This window comes from Labrenzia sp. VG12, from assembly GCF_002237595.1.
GTDB lineage: Bacteria > Pseudomonadota > Alphaproteobacteria > Rhizobiales > Stappiaceae > Roseibium.
Map to the genome: position 1 here is coordinate 512,872 of NZ_CP022529.1, position 14,409 is coordinate 527,280.

Here is a 14,409-nt window from a genome sequence, read left to right on the forward strand (position 1 = left end):
GATCAGGCGGAGAGCGCGGGTCTTTCCTGAGAGTGGCTCACCAGATAAGTGGCTTTCGCCGGAACGGGCAACAGCGCCTCGGCAAGGGCGATCCGCTCGGGCGTGTAATAGTGCTCTTCATGCAGCAGATTGACCGTGCCGACCAGCGTATCGTCGAGCACCACCGGCAGGTTGATGACCGAGCCGCAGCCCAGTTGGCCGATCAGTTCGTAATCGGGAAACACCTGAGAAATATCCGTCAGGGTGTTGGCGACGAACATTTTTTTCTCGCCATGCACCTGGTTGAACCAGGCGTCATAGGTAATCGGTTTGGTGCCGGAGACCGGATAGGCTTCCGGGTGGGAGGTGTAGGAACGGCAGGCGAGTTCGTTTGCCATGTCAACACGCATGAAGGTGAAAAGCTTGACGCCAACCGTTGCACGGGTGAGAGCCAAAAGAGCGTCGAACGCCGCACCAGCGGTTTCGGCTTTCGAAAGAGCGCGGTCGAATTCGGCTAGTGGGCCGCTGAAATCGGTCATAAAAGTCTCAGATGATCAGGCAGGTTGAAGGGCACCGCCGCTGGCGGCAAAAAGTTCTTGAGAATACGCATCGGCAAGCCTGCCGGTTTTCAGGCTCTCGACATCCGCAATCTCCACGATCCGCCCGTGGCGCATCACTGCCAGGCGGTCGCAGAGGAAAGAGACGACGGGCAGGTTGTGGGTCACCAGCAGATAGGTGAGGCCCTGATCTCGGCGCAGCTTTTTCAGAAGATTGAGAATTTCGGCCTGAACCGAAACGTCCAGCGCCGACGTCGGTTCGTCGAGCAGCAGAAGGCGCGGTTCCAGCATCAGGGCTCTGGCAATGGCAACGCGCTGCCGCTGACCGCCGGAGAGCTGGTGGGGAAAACGAAACCGGAAACGCTGGTCGAGGCCGACGGCGTCGAGCATTTCCTTGACGCGCTTGTCACGCCCGCCGATGCCGTGAATGGCGAGGGGCTCGGCGAGGCAGCTATCGACCGTTTTTCGGGGATGCAATGAGCCGTAAGGGTCCTGGAACACCATCTGGCAGGTTTCGGCAAAGGCGATGTCCGGCGCGTGGCCGCGTGCTGCACCAAAGACGGACAAGTTGCCCGTCCAGTCCGGCGCCAGCCCCGAAATCGCTTTCAGGATCGTGGATTTGCCGGAACCGGACTCGCCGACCAGCGCGAAGCTTTCGCCCTGGGCGACGTCAAAGGACACTTCATGCACGACGCGGGTGCTGCCGTAGCTGACCGAAAGGTTGTTTAGGGAAAGGGCGCTGTTGTTCATGTTCCGGCCCCTGTGGTCCAGCTGCTGCGGTCAAGCACGGGCAGCTCCGTCCGCGTTTCGTTCATCCGCGGCATGGCGGCCAAAAGACCGCGTGTATAGGGATGACTGGCCTCGTGCAGGGCACCAGCTTCGCATTCCTCGACGATTTCGCCGCTGTTCATCACCAGGATACGGTCGCAATAGCGCGCAACCAGATTGAGGTCATGGCTGATCAGGATCAGCCCCATGCCCTTGCCGGTGACGAGATCATCGATGATGTCCAGCACCTGCGCCTGAACAGAGACGTCGAGCGCGGAGGTCGGTTCGTCGGCGATCAGCAGGTCCGGTTCCGGGATCAGCATCATGGCAATCATCACCCGCTGGCCCATGCCACCCGACACTTCATGCGGATAGAGCTGGGCGACCCGCTCCGGATCGTGAATGCGCACGGCCTCCAGCATCGCCAGAACACGGGATTTCAGATCGCGGCGCAGAAGGTACTTGTGCGTGACCAGCGCTTCGGCGATCTGGTCGCCGATGGTCATGACCGGGTTCAACGAGAATTTCGGGTCCTGCATGACCATGGAGATCCGGGCACCACGCAGGTGACGCATCTGCTTCTCGCTTTGGTGCAGCAGGTCGAGACCGTCAAATTGCAGCCGTCTGGCCCGGACCTTGCCGGGCTTGCGGATAAGCCGCAGGATCGACCGGCCGGTCATGGACTTGCCGGAGCCGGATTCGCCGACGATGCCGAGCCGTTCGCGCCCAAGCGAGAAGGAAATACCCTTGACCACGTCGACAGGTCCCCGCGCGGTCGGGAAGGTGACGGTGAGGCCGTCTACCTCAAGAAGGGGGCGCTCATGACTTGTCTCCCTGTTTCGGATCCAGCACATCGCGCAAGCCGTCACCCAGGAAGCAGAAACCGAGGGAAACCAATATGATGGCAAAGCCCGGCATGGTCGCAACCCACCACTGATCGAGAATGAAGGTTCGCCCGCGCGAGATCATCGCCCCCCATTCCGGCAGGGGCGGCTGAGCACCGAGGCCGAGAAAGCCGAGACCGGCGGCGGTCAGGATGATACCGGCCATGTCGAGCGTCACCCGGACAATGGTAGACGAGGCACAGAGCGGCAGCACGTGGCGCAGGATCACGCGCATCGACGATGCGCCCTGAAGCCTGACCGCGGCTATGAACTCCGCATCCCGGAAGGTGAGGGTCTCGGCGCGGGCGATGCGCGCATAGACCGGCCAGGCCGTGATCGCGATGGCGATGATCGCGTTTTCGATGCCGGGGCCGAGCGCGGCGACAAAGGCGAGCGCCAGGATCAGCTTGGGCATGGAGAGGAAAATGTCGGTGATGCCCATCAGGATCCGGTCGGTCCAGCCGCCAAAGTAACCCGAGACGGCGCCGACGATCAGGCCGAGTGGGGCGGCAATGACGGCCACCAGGGTGACGATCAAAAGCGTGATCCGCGCGCCGTAAACGACACGGGAGAAAATGTCCCGTCCGAGCTCGTCGGTGCCCATCAGATGGGTGGAAGAGGGAGGCATGAGCCGGTTGGCAAGATCCTGTCCAACCGGCGAATAGGGCGCGATCCACGGTGCAAACACCGCCATGATGACCAGCACAAGCAGGATAAGCGCGCCGACCACGGCCAGCGGGTTGCGCATCAGTGCGGTGAAGGCACGCCAGGTCCGGCCGAGCGTTGCCTGAAGACGGGAGGTCGGGCTGTCGTCGAGAAGCCAGGCGATCATGTGCGGGCCCTCGGATCGAGAATGCGGTAAAGCACGTCGGAAATCTTGTTGATCAGGATGAAGACGGAACCGATCACCAGCGTCGCCCCGAGCACGGCGTTCATGTCCGCCGTCAGAAGCGCATTGGTCAGGTAATTGCCGATGCCGGGCCAGGAAAACACCGTTTCGATCATCACCGAGCCCTCCAGCAGCGCCGCATAGGACAGGCCGATCACGGTGATCAGCTGGATGCGGATCGGATAAAAGGCGTGGCGCCAGATGACCTTTCGTTCTGGAACCCCCTTCACCCGCGCCGTGGTCACATATTCCTGGGCCAGCTGGTCGAGCATGAAGGACCGGGTCATGCGGGCAATATAGGCAAGGCTGAAAAAACCGAGGATCGAGGCCGGCAGGAGAAGGTGGTCCAGCGCGTTCCAGAAGATCTCCGGCGCCCGGGCAAGCAGGCTGTCCACCAGGTAGAGCCCGGTCACCGGATCAACGATGCCTTCATAGAAGATATCGACACGGCCCGGACCGGCGACCCAGCCAAGGCCCGCGTAAAAGATAGCGAGGCCAACCAGGCCAAGCCAGAAGGCGGGAACGGAATACCCCAACAGCCCGAGAACCCGGATCAGCTGGTCGATCCAGGTGCCTTGATGCGTGGCGGCAAAGACCCCCATCGGCACACCGAGACAGACCCCGATCAGGATGCCAATGGTTGCCATTTCAAGGGTCGCGGGGAAAACGCGGGCAAGGTCCTCGGCAACCGGGCGGCCGGTGGAGATCGACATGCCGAGATTGCCGGTAAAAATATCGCCGACATAACCGATGAATTGCAGGGCCAGCGGCCGGTCAAGCCCCATGGCCTGGCGGGCGGCTTCATAGACCTCGTTGGAGGCGCGGTCACCGACAACGGCCAGGACCGGGTCAATGGGTACCACCCGGCCAATGAAGAAGGTGATGGCCAGAAGCCCAAGAAATGTCCCGAGCGTGACAAGCAGAAAACGGGCGAGGGCGGCAAGGTTGCCGAATACCCGGTCGCTCAGTTGATCGCCTCTGGCTTCCGCGGCGCTTTCGACGGGTTCAAAGGACATGGCGCCCCCGTACGAAATCAACTTCCTGTCTGACTGAACGTGTCACTGCGTGTCCCCGCCCACATGACTCAACTTTGAAGAAGAAGAGTCTAGTCCATTGAACTTAGACGCTTTTTCATCAAGCGAGTCAGGCTCGAATTGCAAAAGCCATCTAAAAAGTTCTTGGAGCATACAAAAAAATCTGCTTTCATCAAAAAAATTTTGATGGGAGTAAAAATCTTTGAATAGCTCGACGGCACGCCCGGTCAGTCAAGCGGAAACCCGGGTCGGTTCTCTGATCCGTGCCCGCCGCAAGCAGCTCGGTCTGACCTTGCAGCAGCTCGGCGACGCTTCGGCTCTGTCTGTTGGTTATCTCAGCCAGGTCGAGCGCGACCATGCGACGCCGACCCTCGGGTCTCTCGCCGGCATTGCCAGGGCACTGGGTGTCGGACTGGACTATTTCGTGGCTCAGCCGCGTGCGCAGGATGCCCTGACAAGGTCCGAGACCCGGCCGCGTTTTTCCATTTCAGGCTCCACGGTCAGTTATGAGCGCCTGGCCACCGAGTTTCCGGGCAGCGAGCTCTCGTCCTTTCTGTTGACCGTGCCACCCGGCTACGCCTCGGAAACCGTGAGCCATGAAGGCGAGGAGCTGATCTACATCCTGGAGGGCTCCATCACCCAGTTCCTGGACGGCGAAGCGATGGTGATGAAGGCGGGCGACAGCCTGCATTACCGCGGCAACACCCCCCATGCCTGGTCCAACCCGAACGAGACCCCGGCAAAGATCCTGTGGACCGGAACCCTGACCATCCTGAATGCCGGCGACGACAAGACCAGCCGCATCGAGCTGGTGTCACCGGACAAGTACGACGATCAGAACAACACCAAAAAAACCAACCTCTGACAGATGGAGACGAAGACATGAAGCTCTTGAGGACCGCGCTTCTGGCAGCCGCTCTGGCGCTGCCGTTGGCGCCGCAGGCGATCGCCGCGACCCCGGACAACCTGCTCGTGGTGGCGCAGAACATTGACGACATCGTCGCCATTGACCCGGCCCAGGCCTATGAATTTTCGTCCGGTGAACTGGTGACCAACGTCTATGACCGGTTGGTGCAATATGACGCCGAGGACCCGACCGTCCTGGCGCCGGGCCTTGCCAGCGCGTGGCAGGCCGATGCGGATGCCAAGACAATCACTTTCACGCTGCGCGACGGGGCGACCTTCCATTCCGGCAATCCGGTGCGTGCCGAAGATGTTGTTTTTTCCTTTGCCCGGGTGATCAAGCTCAACCTGACCCCGGCCTTCATTCTGGCGCAGCTCGGCTGGACGCCGGACAATGTCGAAGACATGGTGACCGCCGACGGCAACACGGTGACCGTCAAATATGAAGGCGATTTCTCGCCGGCCTTCGCGCTCAATGTCCTGGCCTCCCGCCCGGCGTCCATCGTCGACGAAAAGACCGTGATGGTCAACGAGACCGATGGTGACATGGGCAATGCCTGGCTGAACGCCAATTCGGCGGGCTCCGGTCCGTTCGAGCTGCAGTCCTACCGCCCGGGCGAACTGGTCCGGTTCAAGTCCTTTGGCGACTATTTCAAGGGCGCTCCGAAGGTAGACGGTGTCATCATCCGTCATGTGGCCGAAGCGGCAACCCAGCAGCTTCTGCTCCAGTCCGGTGACATCGACCTGGCGCGCAACCTGACACCTGACCAGATTGCCGGCATGGACGGTGACGCGATCAAGGTGGAAACCTTCCCCCAGGCCGCCGTGCACTTCCTGTCCTTCAACCAGAAGCAGGCGCCCCTCCAGCCGGAGGCTGTCTGGGATGCAGCGCGTTATCTTGTCAATTACGAGGGCATGACCGACAGTTTCCTGAAAGGCCAGATGGATGTGCACCAGGCGTTCTGGCCCAAGGGTTTCCCGGGCTCCTATGACGAAACGCCCTATAGCTACGACCCGGAAAAGGCCAAGCAGATCCTGGCGGATGCGGGCGTGGAAACACCGGTCACCGTGACGCTGGATGTCATCAACGCCGCGCCGTTCACCGACATGGCACAGTCGCTGCAGGCGAGTTTTGCCGAGGCCGGGATCAACTTCGACATCATCCCCGGCACCGGCTCGCAGGTGATCACGAAGTATCGGGAACGCAGCCACGAAGCCATGCTGCTCTACTGGGGCCCCGACTTCATGGACCCGCACTCCAACGCCAAGGCCTTCGCCTATAACAGCGACAATTCCGACGACAACTACCAGGCCACCACCACCTGGCGGAACGCCTGGGCCGTGCCGGAGGAAATGAATGACATGACCAAGGCAGCGCTTGCCGAAAGCGATCCGGACAAGCGCAATGCCATGTATGTCGAACTGCAGAAGCGCGTGCAGGCCAAGTCGCCGATCGTGATCATGTTCCAGGCGGCCTATCAGGTGGCGATGGACAAGAAGGTCGAGGGTTACGTCAACGGCGCCACCTCCGACTTTGTCTACTACCGCCTTGTCAGCAAGAACTGAGGGTCTATAGGCCGCAGGCCGTCCCGCCCGCGGGGCGGCCTCTTCACGGCGCAGCTTCTTCGTGTCCTTCCTCCAGGCCAATCGAAGCGCGCACCGGGACCGGGATGTTCTGAAGGTGACCCATCACCGCAGTCTGAGAGAGCTTCCCGGTTCCGGATCATCGCACGGTGCGTCTTGAGCGCGATGCGACCAATCGAACTGTCCTTGCGCTGAGGCGCATCTCCCATGGAGCCCATTGATGTCTGCCCTTCATGACCAGCGCCTGGCCGCGCTTCGCCAGCGCATGACCGAGACCGGAACGGATCTCGTCGCGCTCGGCCCCTCCAGCCACATGTATTATATGAGCGGGGTGGATCCGCATGGCGACGAGCGTCCAGTGATGCTGCTCGTGTCGAAGTCCCATGCCGGTTTCCTGATGCCGGCGCTCAATGTCGACAGCAGTCGCCAGAACACCGCCCTGCCGTTCTTCCCCTGGGCCGACGATGATGGTCCGGCGGCGGCACTTCAGAGCCTTCTTCAGGCATCAGGGCTGCCACAGGCACCGAACGTTGTGCTCGACGAGACGATGCGCACCGATTTTGCGCTTCTGTTGCTCGACGCGTTGCCGGGAGCTTCCCGGCGGTTTACCGAGGATACGGTCGGCTTCCTGCGAGCCCGCAAGGATGACGCGGAATACCGGCTCTTAAAGGCAAGTGCCGTTCTCAACGACCGGGCCATTCAAGCCGGTTTCGATGCCTTGAAAGACGGCATCACCGAGCTGGAGGTCGCAACCGTGATCCGCGACGTTTACAAAAAGGCTGGCGCTGTTCCGGTCTTCACCAGCGTCTGTTTCGGTGGCAATGGCGCCTTTCCCCATCACCACACCGGTGACACCCGGCTGAAGGTGGGGGACGCGGTTCTGATCGACGCGGGCGGCCGACTGGACGGCTACCCGTCCGACATGACGCGGGTTGGCTTCTTTGGCGAACCGACAGAGGAGTTCCTGGAAATCCATGGCATTGTCGAACGTGCCGTCCAGGCGGCGCTTGCGGCATCCAGACCGGGTGTCGCTGCCAAGGAGATCGACAAGGCCGCGCGCGATGTGATCGCGGAAGCCGGGTACGGCGACCGCTTTTCCCACCGGACCGGCCATGGCATGGGCATCGACATTCACGAACCGCCTTATCTGACGGCGACCTCCGAAACGGTGCTGGACGAAGGCATGGTCTATTCCATCGAGCCAGGCATCTATCTTCCCGGCAAGTTTGGCCTGCGCCTGGAAGACATTGTGATCCTGCACGAAGACGGGCCGGAAATTCTCTCGGACATGCCGCGGGCAGCGGTGCTGCGTTAAGTCAGTTCCAAGTTTTGGCTATCGAGAAAGTCATTGCCAGACGGCACTTTAGGCAATAATGACACTGACTAAAGTGCCAATCATGATTTCATTTGTGAAGAGTTGCCGGGGTCTGGGACGATGACAATTCGCGCCGTGTTGACGGTCTTGCTGCTTGCGCTGCTGGCCGGGTGTCAAACAAGCTCGTCGACGCCACCCCCTGCCGCCAAACCCGGCGAATCCGGTTGGATCAGCCAGGCACAGCGTCCGTATTACATCCGCGAACTGGTGCGCAACGAGCTCGTGCCCGTGAAAATCGCTTGCCGCTACACCGACGAAGAATTCCCGGAGATGGAATTCAAGGTCTGGAACAAGAAGGTCGAAGGACTGAGCCGCCGGAGCCTGCAGATTTTCACCGAATTCGGTACAAGCCATACTTACCGTGCCGATGAGGTTGCGCAGTTCAAGACTGTCCCGTCGATTGATGTGGCCTACTACAAGCGCATGCAGGTCTGGCATGGATGCATGATCCCGACGCCTTACCTCAACGAACTGGAATGGCAGAAAAACCTGGCGCGCCTGCGGCGACGGACATAAGGCTGGCTAGAAAGCGGAGGAGTGGGGTCATTTCGTTGCGTTTGGTGACCGACTTGCTGAACCGTGATGCCCGGGGGCAAGTTGGGGTGGTGCAGTGCTGTCGTCCAGGTCTGGCCGGGCGGTAGCACAGGTTGGGTGTCTTGAAACGAGACCCGCTTCACTGCAAACCAGCTGTGTCTGACCGTGCCGCCTGCGCCTTGTGGCCGGTTGAAGATCGTGAGCAGCTGGAAACCCGTGAGGCGAATGGGCTTTCGCACTGACCTGGTTCGAATGAAAACGCAGGACCAAATTGTGTCGACTGTCCTCCGCAGGCGGTCCTTCGGCGCCCCTCCCGGAAATTGGCCGGGAAAGGGTGGTTAGCTCATGGCTGCGGCATCATGGATCCGCAGAGCGGTTTCCCTGTCGATCCTGCCGTGACGGCCACCGGCGGGGGCCTGCGTGATTTCGGTGGCGTAGAAGTGGATCTTGAAATACTCGATGGCCCGCATGGAGTCCGCTGTCAGAACACCCTGTGGCCCATTTCGGCCGACCCAGTAGCCGATCTTGTTCAGGTCTGACAGGATCTGCAGGATAGGAGTGCCAGTGATGTTTTCCAGCTTCTGCCCGCCATAGATCGAGCGCGCATCATTGTCACCAATGCGCAGTTCCGGGTCTGACCCGTTCCCCTTGAAAAGGCCACCATAGATCCCGGCAAGAGCCCTCGGACCGGAAGAGGCGAAACTGGCAAGAGTCGGATAGCCACGCCCTGGGCCTGGTGGTCCAAACCCGGCTCGTCCGAGGCGCGGCCAATCGAAACGAAATCCGGGATCGAAGTCCCTGATCTTCATTTCCACGGCCAGGTCCGAATGCCCGATGACGCGTCTTGGGTCGATGCCGAATTTCTTGACCAGCTTGTCCAGTAACCAGAGGAGCGACTTGTATTGCTCCTCCGTGAAATCGGCATCAGCCTCGTTTGGCTTTACATTTTCAAGTTCGATGCCGATCGAGCGGTTGTTGATATTGCTTGCACCTGCCCAGTAGGGATCGCCTGAATGGCTCGCGCCACCGGCGTGATTGCCCTTGATATCGTCGCTCAGGAACTTGATGATTTGGCCGTCGTCCTTGAGGATCAGATAGTGCGCACCGGCCTTCTTCGAAATCTTCCGTACGGCCCCATAAGGATCGGATCCGGAGGTGAGATGAACGACGATCAGGTCCGTGTTGTTCTTGCGGGTACGCCGTTTCTTGTAATCCGTCACCCAGACGGGCTGTAACACCACATCGATTTCATTGTGCGCAACTTTCCACGCCAGACCGTCTGCGTTTGAGTTTGACGCCGTTGTTGCGCTCGTGATGTGCGGTTTCTTCGGGTTCCCATCGATCTTGACCTTGATGTCGAGCGGCCGGAACACCCGCCCGGCACCCGGCGCGAAGGGGCGGGTCAGCGCAGGTCCGACGGGATCGGTTGTCCAGTGCTCGGGCCGGATGCGCAGCAGGTAAAGGCCATTGACACTCGGCAGGGTGAACCTGAGGCGTCCCTGTCGATTGGTCGTGCCGATTGCGTCAGAAGATCGTAGCGCGGCAAAGGGGAGGCGCGCTTCGGCCGAACCGATGTCGAGAAGGAACACTTCCGCACTGGAGACAGGGTCGTCGAAGTGATGCTGCTTTCTGTTCAGTCGCTTCCGGTTGATACGGTAGCGATTGTCGATCCTGATCGTGGCCCGCATGAAAGCCTCGTCACGCTGGTTAAGTTGACCCTGGGTCACTATAGGCGCGCGGGGTAAATTCGCTAATCCGCATTATTGTCAAGAAGGGCTTGCTGCCTGTTCTGTCGGAACCGGTTCCGGCCTTTCGTGAACGGGGAGCGGAATAGGGAAGCATGAGCAGCTTGAGGTCCGGTGTGAGACCTGCAAGGCATCGCCGGCAAGACTTTTCGAAAGAGCGATTTGTCCGGAAAAATGGTCGGGCAGGCCGGATTTGAACCGACGACCCCTTCACCCCCAGTGAAGTGCGCTACCAGGCTGTACCGCCTACGGCTATCATAGAAGACTGAATGAATTCAGCTGCTTATGGCAGTCTACGATCTTCCATTCGCTACTGCAAGACCCGAATTTATCGTGCTAGCTGTGCCCACAGTGTGCCAGGAGTGTGCCAAAGGCTCTGGTGTGTACAGGGTAGCCACACACTTGAAATCAGGAGTTTTGTACAGACGGGGAATTGTCTGATGTTTGGAAGGGCGGGGGATGCTGCCACCCCGGGGTATGGGGACATTGAATATGACCCATAGATATTTTTTTGTTGTTGAAGTTTGTCCAAACCAGCCCAGACTTCCTGAAAATGCAGCTTGTAGAGCGTGATGTGCCGCAATAAACTTATACGCGAACAGTTAAGAAGGGCAATCGACATAGTGTTGCCTGTTTTCAAGGTCAAGCGCGAGACTTAAAGTATGCAGTTCCTACAATTACTGAGGGTCTAGTTTAAATTAACAAAAAGTAAATAATAAATACGCAAACGGTGGCTTGGTGTGAAATAAATGGTGGGGTTTATTTGATAATCTCATACAATACAGAAGTAATTCAAGAAATTTGCTATAACTCTACTTCTGCTGTAAGGTATCTTGGCGATGTGGGGGCTCGTTGCTTACAGGCGCGACATTCTGACCTTTTGGCAGCAGGAAATGTCTTTGAGTTGCCATTGGGCAAGGTGTCTGTAGACGGGAATTTCTGCCAGCTGTTGGTCCCGGACATCCTTACAATCTCGATGATTCCAAATTATGGACACGTCGAGGCAGGGAGCGTTTTTGATTGGGCCACGGTCGAGCGGATAAAGGTGGTGAGGATCAATGATGTTGCATAACGAAATGCTGGAGAAGCCAGATTGGGTATCCCCGCCGGGCGACACTATCGTTAGCATCCTCGAAGAACGTGAGATGAGCGTCGAGCAGTTCGCGAAGAATATTGGCCGAACAGCCAAAGTTGCGCAGGGGATTATTGATGGATCGTGCACAATTGATGTGGACCTCGCACGCAACTTAGCGTGGACCCTTGGTGCAACAGAGAATTTCTGGATGGCACGGGAATATGATTATAGAGCAAGTGTCGCAAGACCCGAAGAGGTAAGCGTTGCGAGTCTTTCTGAGCTGCTCCATAAGCTCCCTGTCGATGACATGCAAAAATTTGGATGGATACAGAATAGCCGTTCAAAGGAAGAGCAGATATCGGACTGCATGGCATTTTTTGGAGTATCTACGTTAGCTCAATGGCAGGGGCGATATGATGATGCGTTTCAAAATGCCTCATTTCGCAAGTCCAATGCGTTTAAGTCTTGTAGGATCGCGACGACTGCTTGGCTGAGGCGAGGAGAGATAGAGACTCAGCACGATCATGTGAATGATTGGTCGCCCAAAACCCTCCGTGCGCAAATTCCGCACTTTCGCCGGTTAACCTGTTTCAAAAGTCCCGGTCTGTTCCTGCCGCGACTAAAGGAACTGCTCGCTGACGCAGGAGTTAAGTTTGCAGTCGTTAGGTCCCCCAAGGGGTGTTCAGCTAGCGGCGCAGTTCGAGTTTTACCCAACGGCTCACCACACATTCAGCTCAGCTTCAGGTATCTGTCAGATGATCAGTTTTGGTTTAGCCTTTTCCATGAAGTCGGACACTTGCTGCTGCACTATGAGAGCATGCCAATCCTTGAGGGGGAAAATGGTGCTGAAGAGGAATCAGAGAAAGAGGCTAACCTTTTCGCTGCAAACACTATAGTACCGATAGAATTTCAAGAAGAAATGATGTCTTTGAGGCCTGAGAAGAAGGCAATCTTGAATTTCTCAAAGAAAATAGGCATAGCTCCTGGGTTGATTGTTGGTCAATTGCAGCATCAAGGGCGGATCAAGTACAGTCAAATGCAGCATCTCAAACGGCGTTATCGTTGGGAATCTTAACCTCGAAAAAGTTCGTAGCGGGACTTGCTCTTTTGCCAGTTGCATAAAGCGTCTTCAATAACTTGAGGGCTTACACGTAGGTGTTTGGCCAGTTTGCTGCATTCGGACTCGAGCCGTTTGTTATCTATTCTTTCGCCGAATAACAGTTTAGCGCCTAGTTTCGGTCCTGTTGATTCGCCTATGTAGCCGCGATCAGGGAATATTGGGGCAATTTGAAGATTGCTGAGGTTGCAGAGCAAATCAAACTTGCCGAGGCGTCCGAGTTTAGCGACGTTATCAAGCTCTTTGTACAGAAAGGCGAACACCTCTTCGGGGTTTTGACCGGCCGTTCTTTGTGCATGACTAATCAGCGCGGCATGCGATCCATATTGCATAATCCATCTGATATATGTTGCTACCGCGTGACCTGTCCCCTTCGGTCCCGGTTTGAGCGTTTCAAATTTTCTATGATTGCCAAAGCGTCTAGAGCGTCCCTCTCGAACAATTGCTGGATATACTTGTTCAAGCCAGTTCCCAATAGCTTGAGGATCTTCGCTTGCCGTCGCCCAATCCCAGACACCACCCAGTCCTAACTGCCCATAGAAGTCTTCAGTTAAATTCCACCCATCATCTTTGTGTTTGCCAAAGTGTGTTGCGAGGTACACGAGCCAATAGGCATCGTCTATGCGACCAGCTTTTTGAAAAGCTGCGGCGCCACTAAATGGTTCAAAACTGCCGGAGCCCGGGGTATAAAGCTCGCTAGACCGGCCTCTTATAGAAATAAGGCGCAAGTATTCGAGTCGTCTAATGCTGTCAATAAGCTGTAAAACAAGGACATCTTTTATCTTCTTGTCATTTACCGCGCGTAGTTTGGTAACATTTCTATCGAAGCTATCGATATCTAGGGATAGTCTTTCATGTAGTGATTTGTCTTTTATTCTATTCATCATCTAAATCGCCCAAATCTAACCGGTCTTGTTTTAGATCTTCATTTGTTTCTCGATGAAGCATCACAGGTTTCCTCACAAAGAAGCCTCTGTAGAAGTTTTGTGATATATGGGAAAAGTTTTCATCTAAATGAGTTAGACCTCTTTTGAATTTAGAGTCAGCATGTCGAAGTATTATCAGTGATAAATCTTTCCAGTATTCAGGAAGCTTTATTTGATTGTGATGAGAAATTTCTTTATTTCGAATTTTTTCTTCCACATCAAGAAACCGTTTCAAGTTTTCATTTTGACAGCCACTCGGCATTTTGGGCATTTCAAATGTAGGATTTTGATATCCCTCAGCCAAATACCTATCAATACTGGATCTATCTTTCTCGTAGAGGTGTAAGCTGGTGGCGAAATGGTGGTATTCACCAAGTTGAATGCCAAGGGAACGTGCGATTAATTCTTGAATAAAAGTGAAGCTAAACACGTCGTGAGGGAAACCTAAGAACGCATCATTTGATCGCATCATCGAAACGGCGTGCAGACGCCCACGTCTTCTAATGAATTGAAGTGCAACGGTGCAAGGCGCTTCGGACCGATCATCCGACAAGTCTGAGGTTTCAATAATGGAAATTACGGCACGGCGGGTGTCTGGCTTCCGTTTGAGACGCTCTGTAACCCTGGAAATCTGATTTACAGAATGTGCAAACTCGCCTGTGCCAATCAAACGTGGTCCATAGGCTTCCTCTAGAGATCCCGTCTTATGTTTGGGTGGATAATCCCTGAGATAAAATCTAATGGATTCCAGGTCGGCTGCGCCACGCATGTACCAACAAAACTCCCCAAGCGCTGAGATCAAGCGCCCTCGGTTCGCTGTAGCGCTGATTCGAGATCTAGGATTTTTTAATACCACCTTGGGCGCTAGTAAGTCTTGGCCTCTACCCTTACTTGCTTTAAACGTATCTGTGCTTTGAATTAGTTCGTGGTATAAATTCCTGAGTATTTCATCAAAGTATCTTCCTTCAAAAATCATGATATTTACTTTTATTGAAGGTGTGGTCTGCTCTATTGATGACTGCTTTCCTTGGAGGCTGTC

Annotated in this window: 13 protein-coding genes; 5 read left to right on the top strand and 8 right to left on the bottom strand. The window is 56.5% G+C overall.

All coding sequences use genetic code 11. The features are described 5' to 3' along the window. Positions 1-2: 2 nt before the first annotated feature. From CHH27_RS02375 to CHH27_RS02395, 5 genes are read right to left on the bottom strand one after another with little or no spacing between them, the layout of a single operon-like run. Positions 3-518: a GAF domain-containing protein gene (locus CHH27_RS02375; protein ID WP_094070154.1), complete on the bottom strand. Its 516-nt coding sequence runs from the start codon at positions 516-518 to the stop codon at positions 3-5. Positions 519-533: 15 nt separating this feature from the next. Further along, positions 534-1,286: an ABC transporter ATP-binding protein gene (locus tag CHH27_RS02380; RefSeq protein ID WP_094070155.1), complete on the bottom strand. Its 753-nt coding sequence runs from the start codon at positions 1,284-1,286 to the stop codon at positions 534-536. Then, positions 1,283-2,158 carry an ABC transporter ATP-binding protein gene (locus tag CHH27_RS02385; RefSeq protein WP_094070156.1) on the bottom strand — a complete coding sequence of 292 codons (876 nt, stop codon included), beginning with the start codon at positions 2,156-2,158 and terminating at the stop codon, positions 1,283-1,285. The genes CHH27_RS02380 and CHH27_RS02385 overlap by 4 nt, the downstream gene beginning before the upstream one ends. Next, positions 2,124-3,020 carry an ABC transporter permease gene (locus tag CHH27_RS02390; RefSeq protein WP_094070157.1) on the bottom strand — a complete coding sequence of 299 codons (897 nt, stop codon included), beginning with the start codon at positions 3,018-3,020 and terminating at the stop codon, positions 2,124-2,126. The genes CHH27_RS02385 and CHH27_RS02390 overlap by 35 nt, the downstream gene beginning before the upstream one ends. Continuing rightward, positions 3,017-4,093 (bottom strand): ABC transporter permease, encoded by a 1,077-nt coding sequence (locus CHH27_RS02395; protein WP_094070158.1) that lies wholly within the window; start codon positions 4,091-4,093, stop codon positions 3,017-3,019. Before CHH27_RS02395 ends, CHH27_RS02390 begins: the two co-directional genes overlap by 4 nt. Positions 4,094-4,313: 220 nt before the next feature. Between CHH27_RS02395 and CHH27_RS02400 the strand changes: the two genes are divergently transcribed. The 4 genes from CHH27_RS02400 to CHH27_RS02415 all read left to right on the top strand — a co-directional run bounded on the left by CHH27_RS02400 (position 4,314) and on the right by CHH27_RS02415 (position 8,489). Further along, positions 4,314-4,976 (top strand): helix-turn-helix domain-containing protein, encoded by a 663-nt coding sequence (locus CHH27_RS02400; protein ID WP_094070159.1) that lies wholly within the window; start codon positions 4,314-4,316, stop codon positions 4,974-4,976. A gap of 17 nt (positions 4,977-4,993) precedes the next feature. Continuing rightward, complete coding sequence (locus CHH27_RS02405) at positions 4,994-6,580, top strand: ABC transporter substrate-binding protein (RefSeq protein ID WP_094070160.1); 1,587 nt, start codon at positions 4,994-4,996, stop codon at positions 6,578-6,580. A 238-nt stretch (positions 6,581-6,818) separates the two neighbouring features. Beyond that, positions 6,819-7,913, top strand: a complete 1,095-nt coding sequence (locus tag CHH27_RS02410; RefSeq protein ID WP_094070161.1) for a Xaa-Pro peptidase family protein — start codon at positions 6,819-6,821, stop codon at positions 7,911-7,913. Positions 7,914-8,033: 120 nt separating this feature from the next. Continuing rightward, positions 8,034-8,489, top strand: a complete 456-nt coding sequence (locus tag CHH27_RS02415) for a hypothetical protein (protein ID WP_094070162.1) — start codon at positions 8,034-8,036, stop codon at positions 8,487-8,489. Between the two features lie 356 nt (positions 8,490-8,845). On the opposite strand, the gene CHH27_RS02420 is transcribed toward CHH27_RS02415, so the two are convergent. Beyond that, positions 8,846-10,195, bottom strand: coding sequence for an N-acetylmuramoyl-L-alanine amidase (locus tag CHH27_RS02420; RefSeq protein WP_094070163.1), 1,350 nt, complete (start codon positions 10,193-10,195; stop codon positions 8,846-8,848). A gap of 1,115 nt (positions 10,196-11,310) precedes the next feature. Between CHH27_RS02420 and CHH27_RS02430 the strand changes: the two genes are divergently transcribed. Then, positions 11,311-12,402, top strand: a complete 1,092-nt coding sequence (locus CHH27_RS02430) for an ImmA/IrrE family metallo-endopeptidase (protein ID WP_094070165.1) — start codon at positions 11,311-11,313, stop codon at positions 12,400-12,402. On the opposite strand, the gene CHH27_RS02435 is transcribed toward CHH27_RS02430, so the two are convergent. Beyond that, a complete protein-coding gene (locus CHH27_RS02435) occupies positions 12,399-13,331 on the bottom strand; it encodes a hypothetical protein (RefSeq protein WP_094070166.1) in 933 nt (310 codons plus the stop codon). The genes CHH27_RS02430 and CHH27_RS02435 overlap by 4 nt on opposite strands. Continuing rightward, positions 13,321-14,346: a thymidylate synthase gene (locus tag CHH27_RS02440; protein WP_094070167.1), complete on the bottom strand. Its 1,026-nt coding sequence runs from the start codon at positions 14,344-14,346 to the stop codon at positions 13,321-13,323. Before CHH27_RS02440 ends, CHH27_RS02435 begins: the two co-directional genes overlap by 11 nt. Between the last annotated feature and the right edge of the window lie 63 nt (positions 14,347-14,409).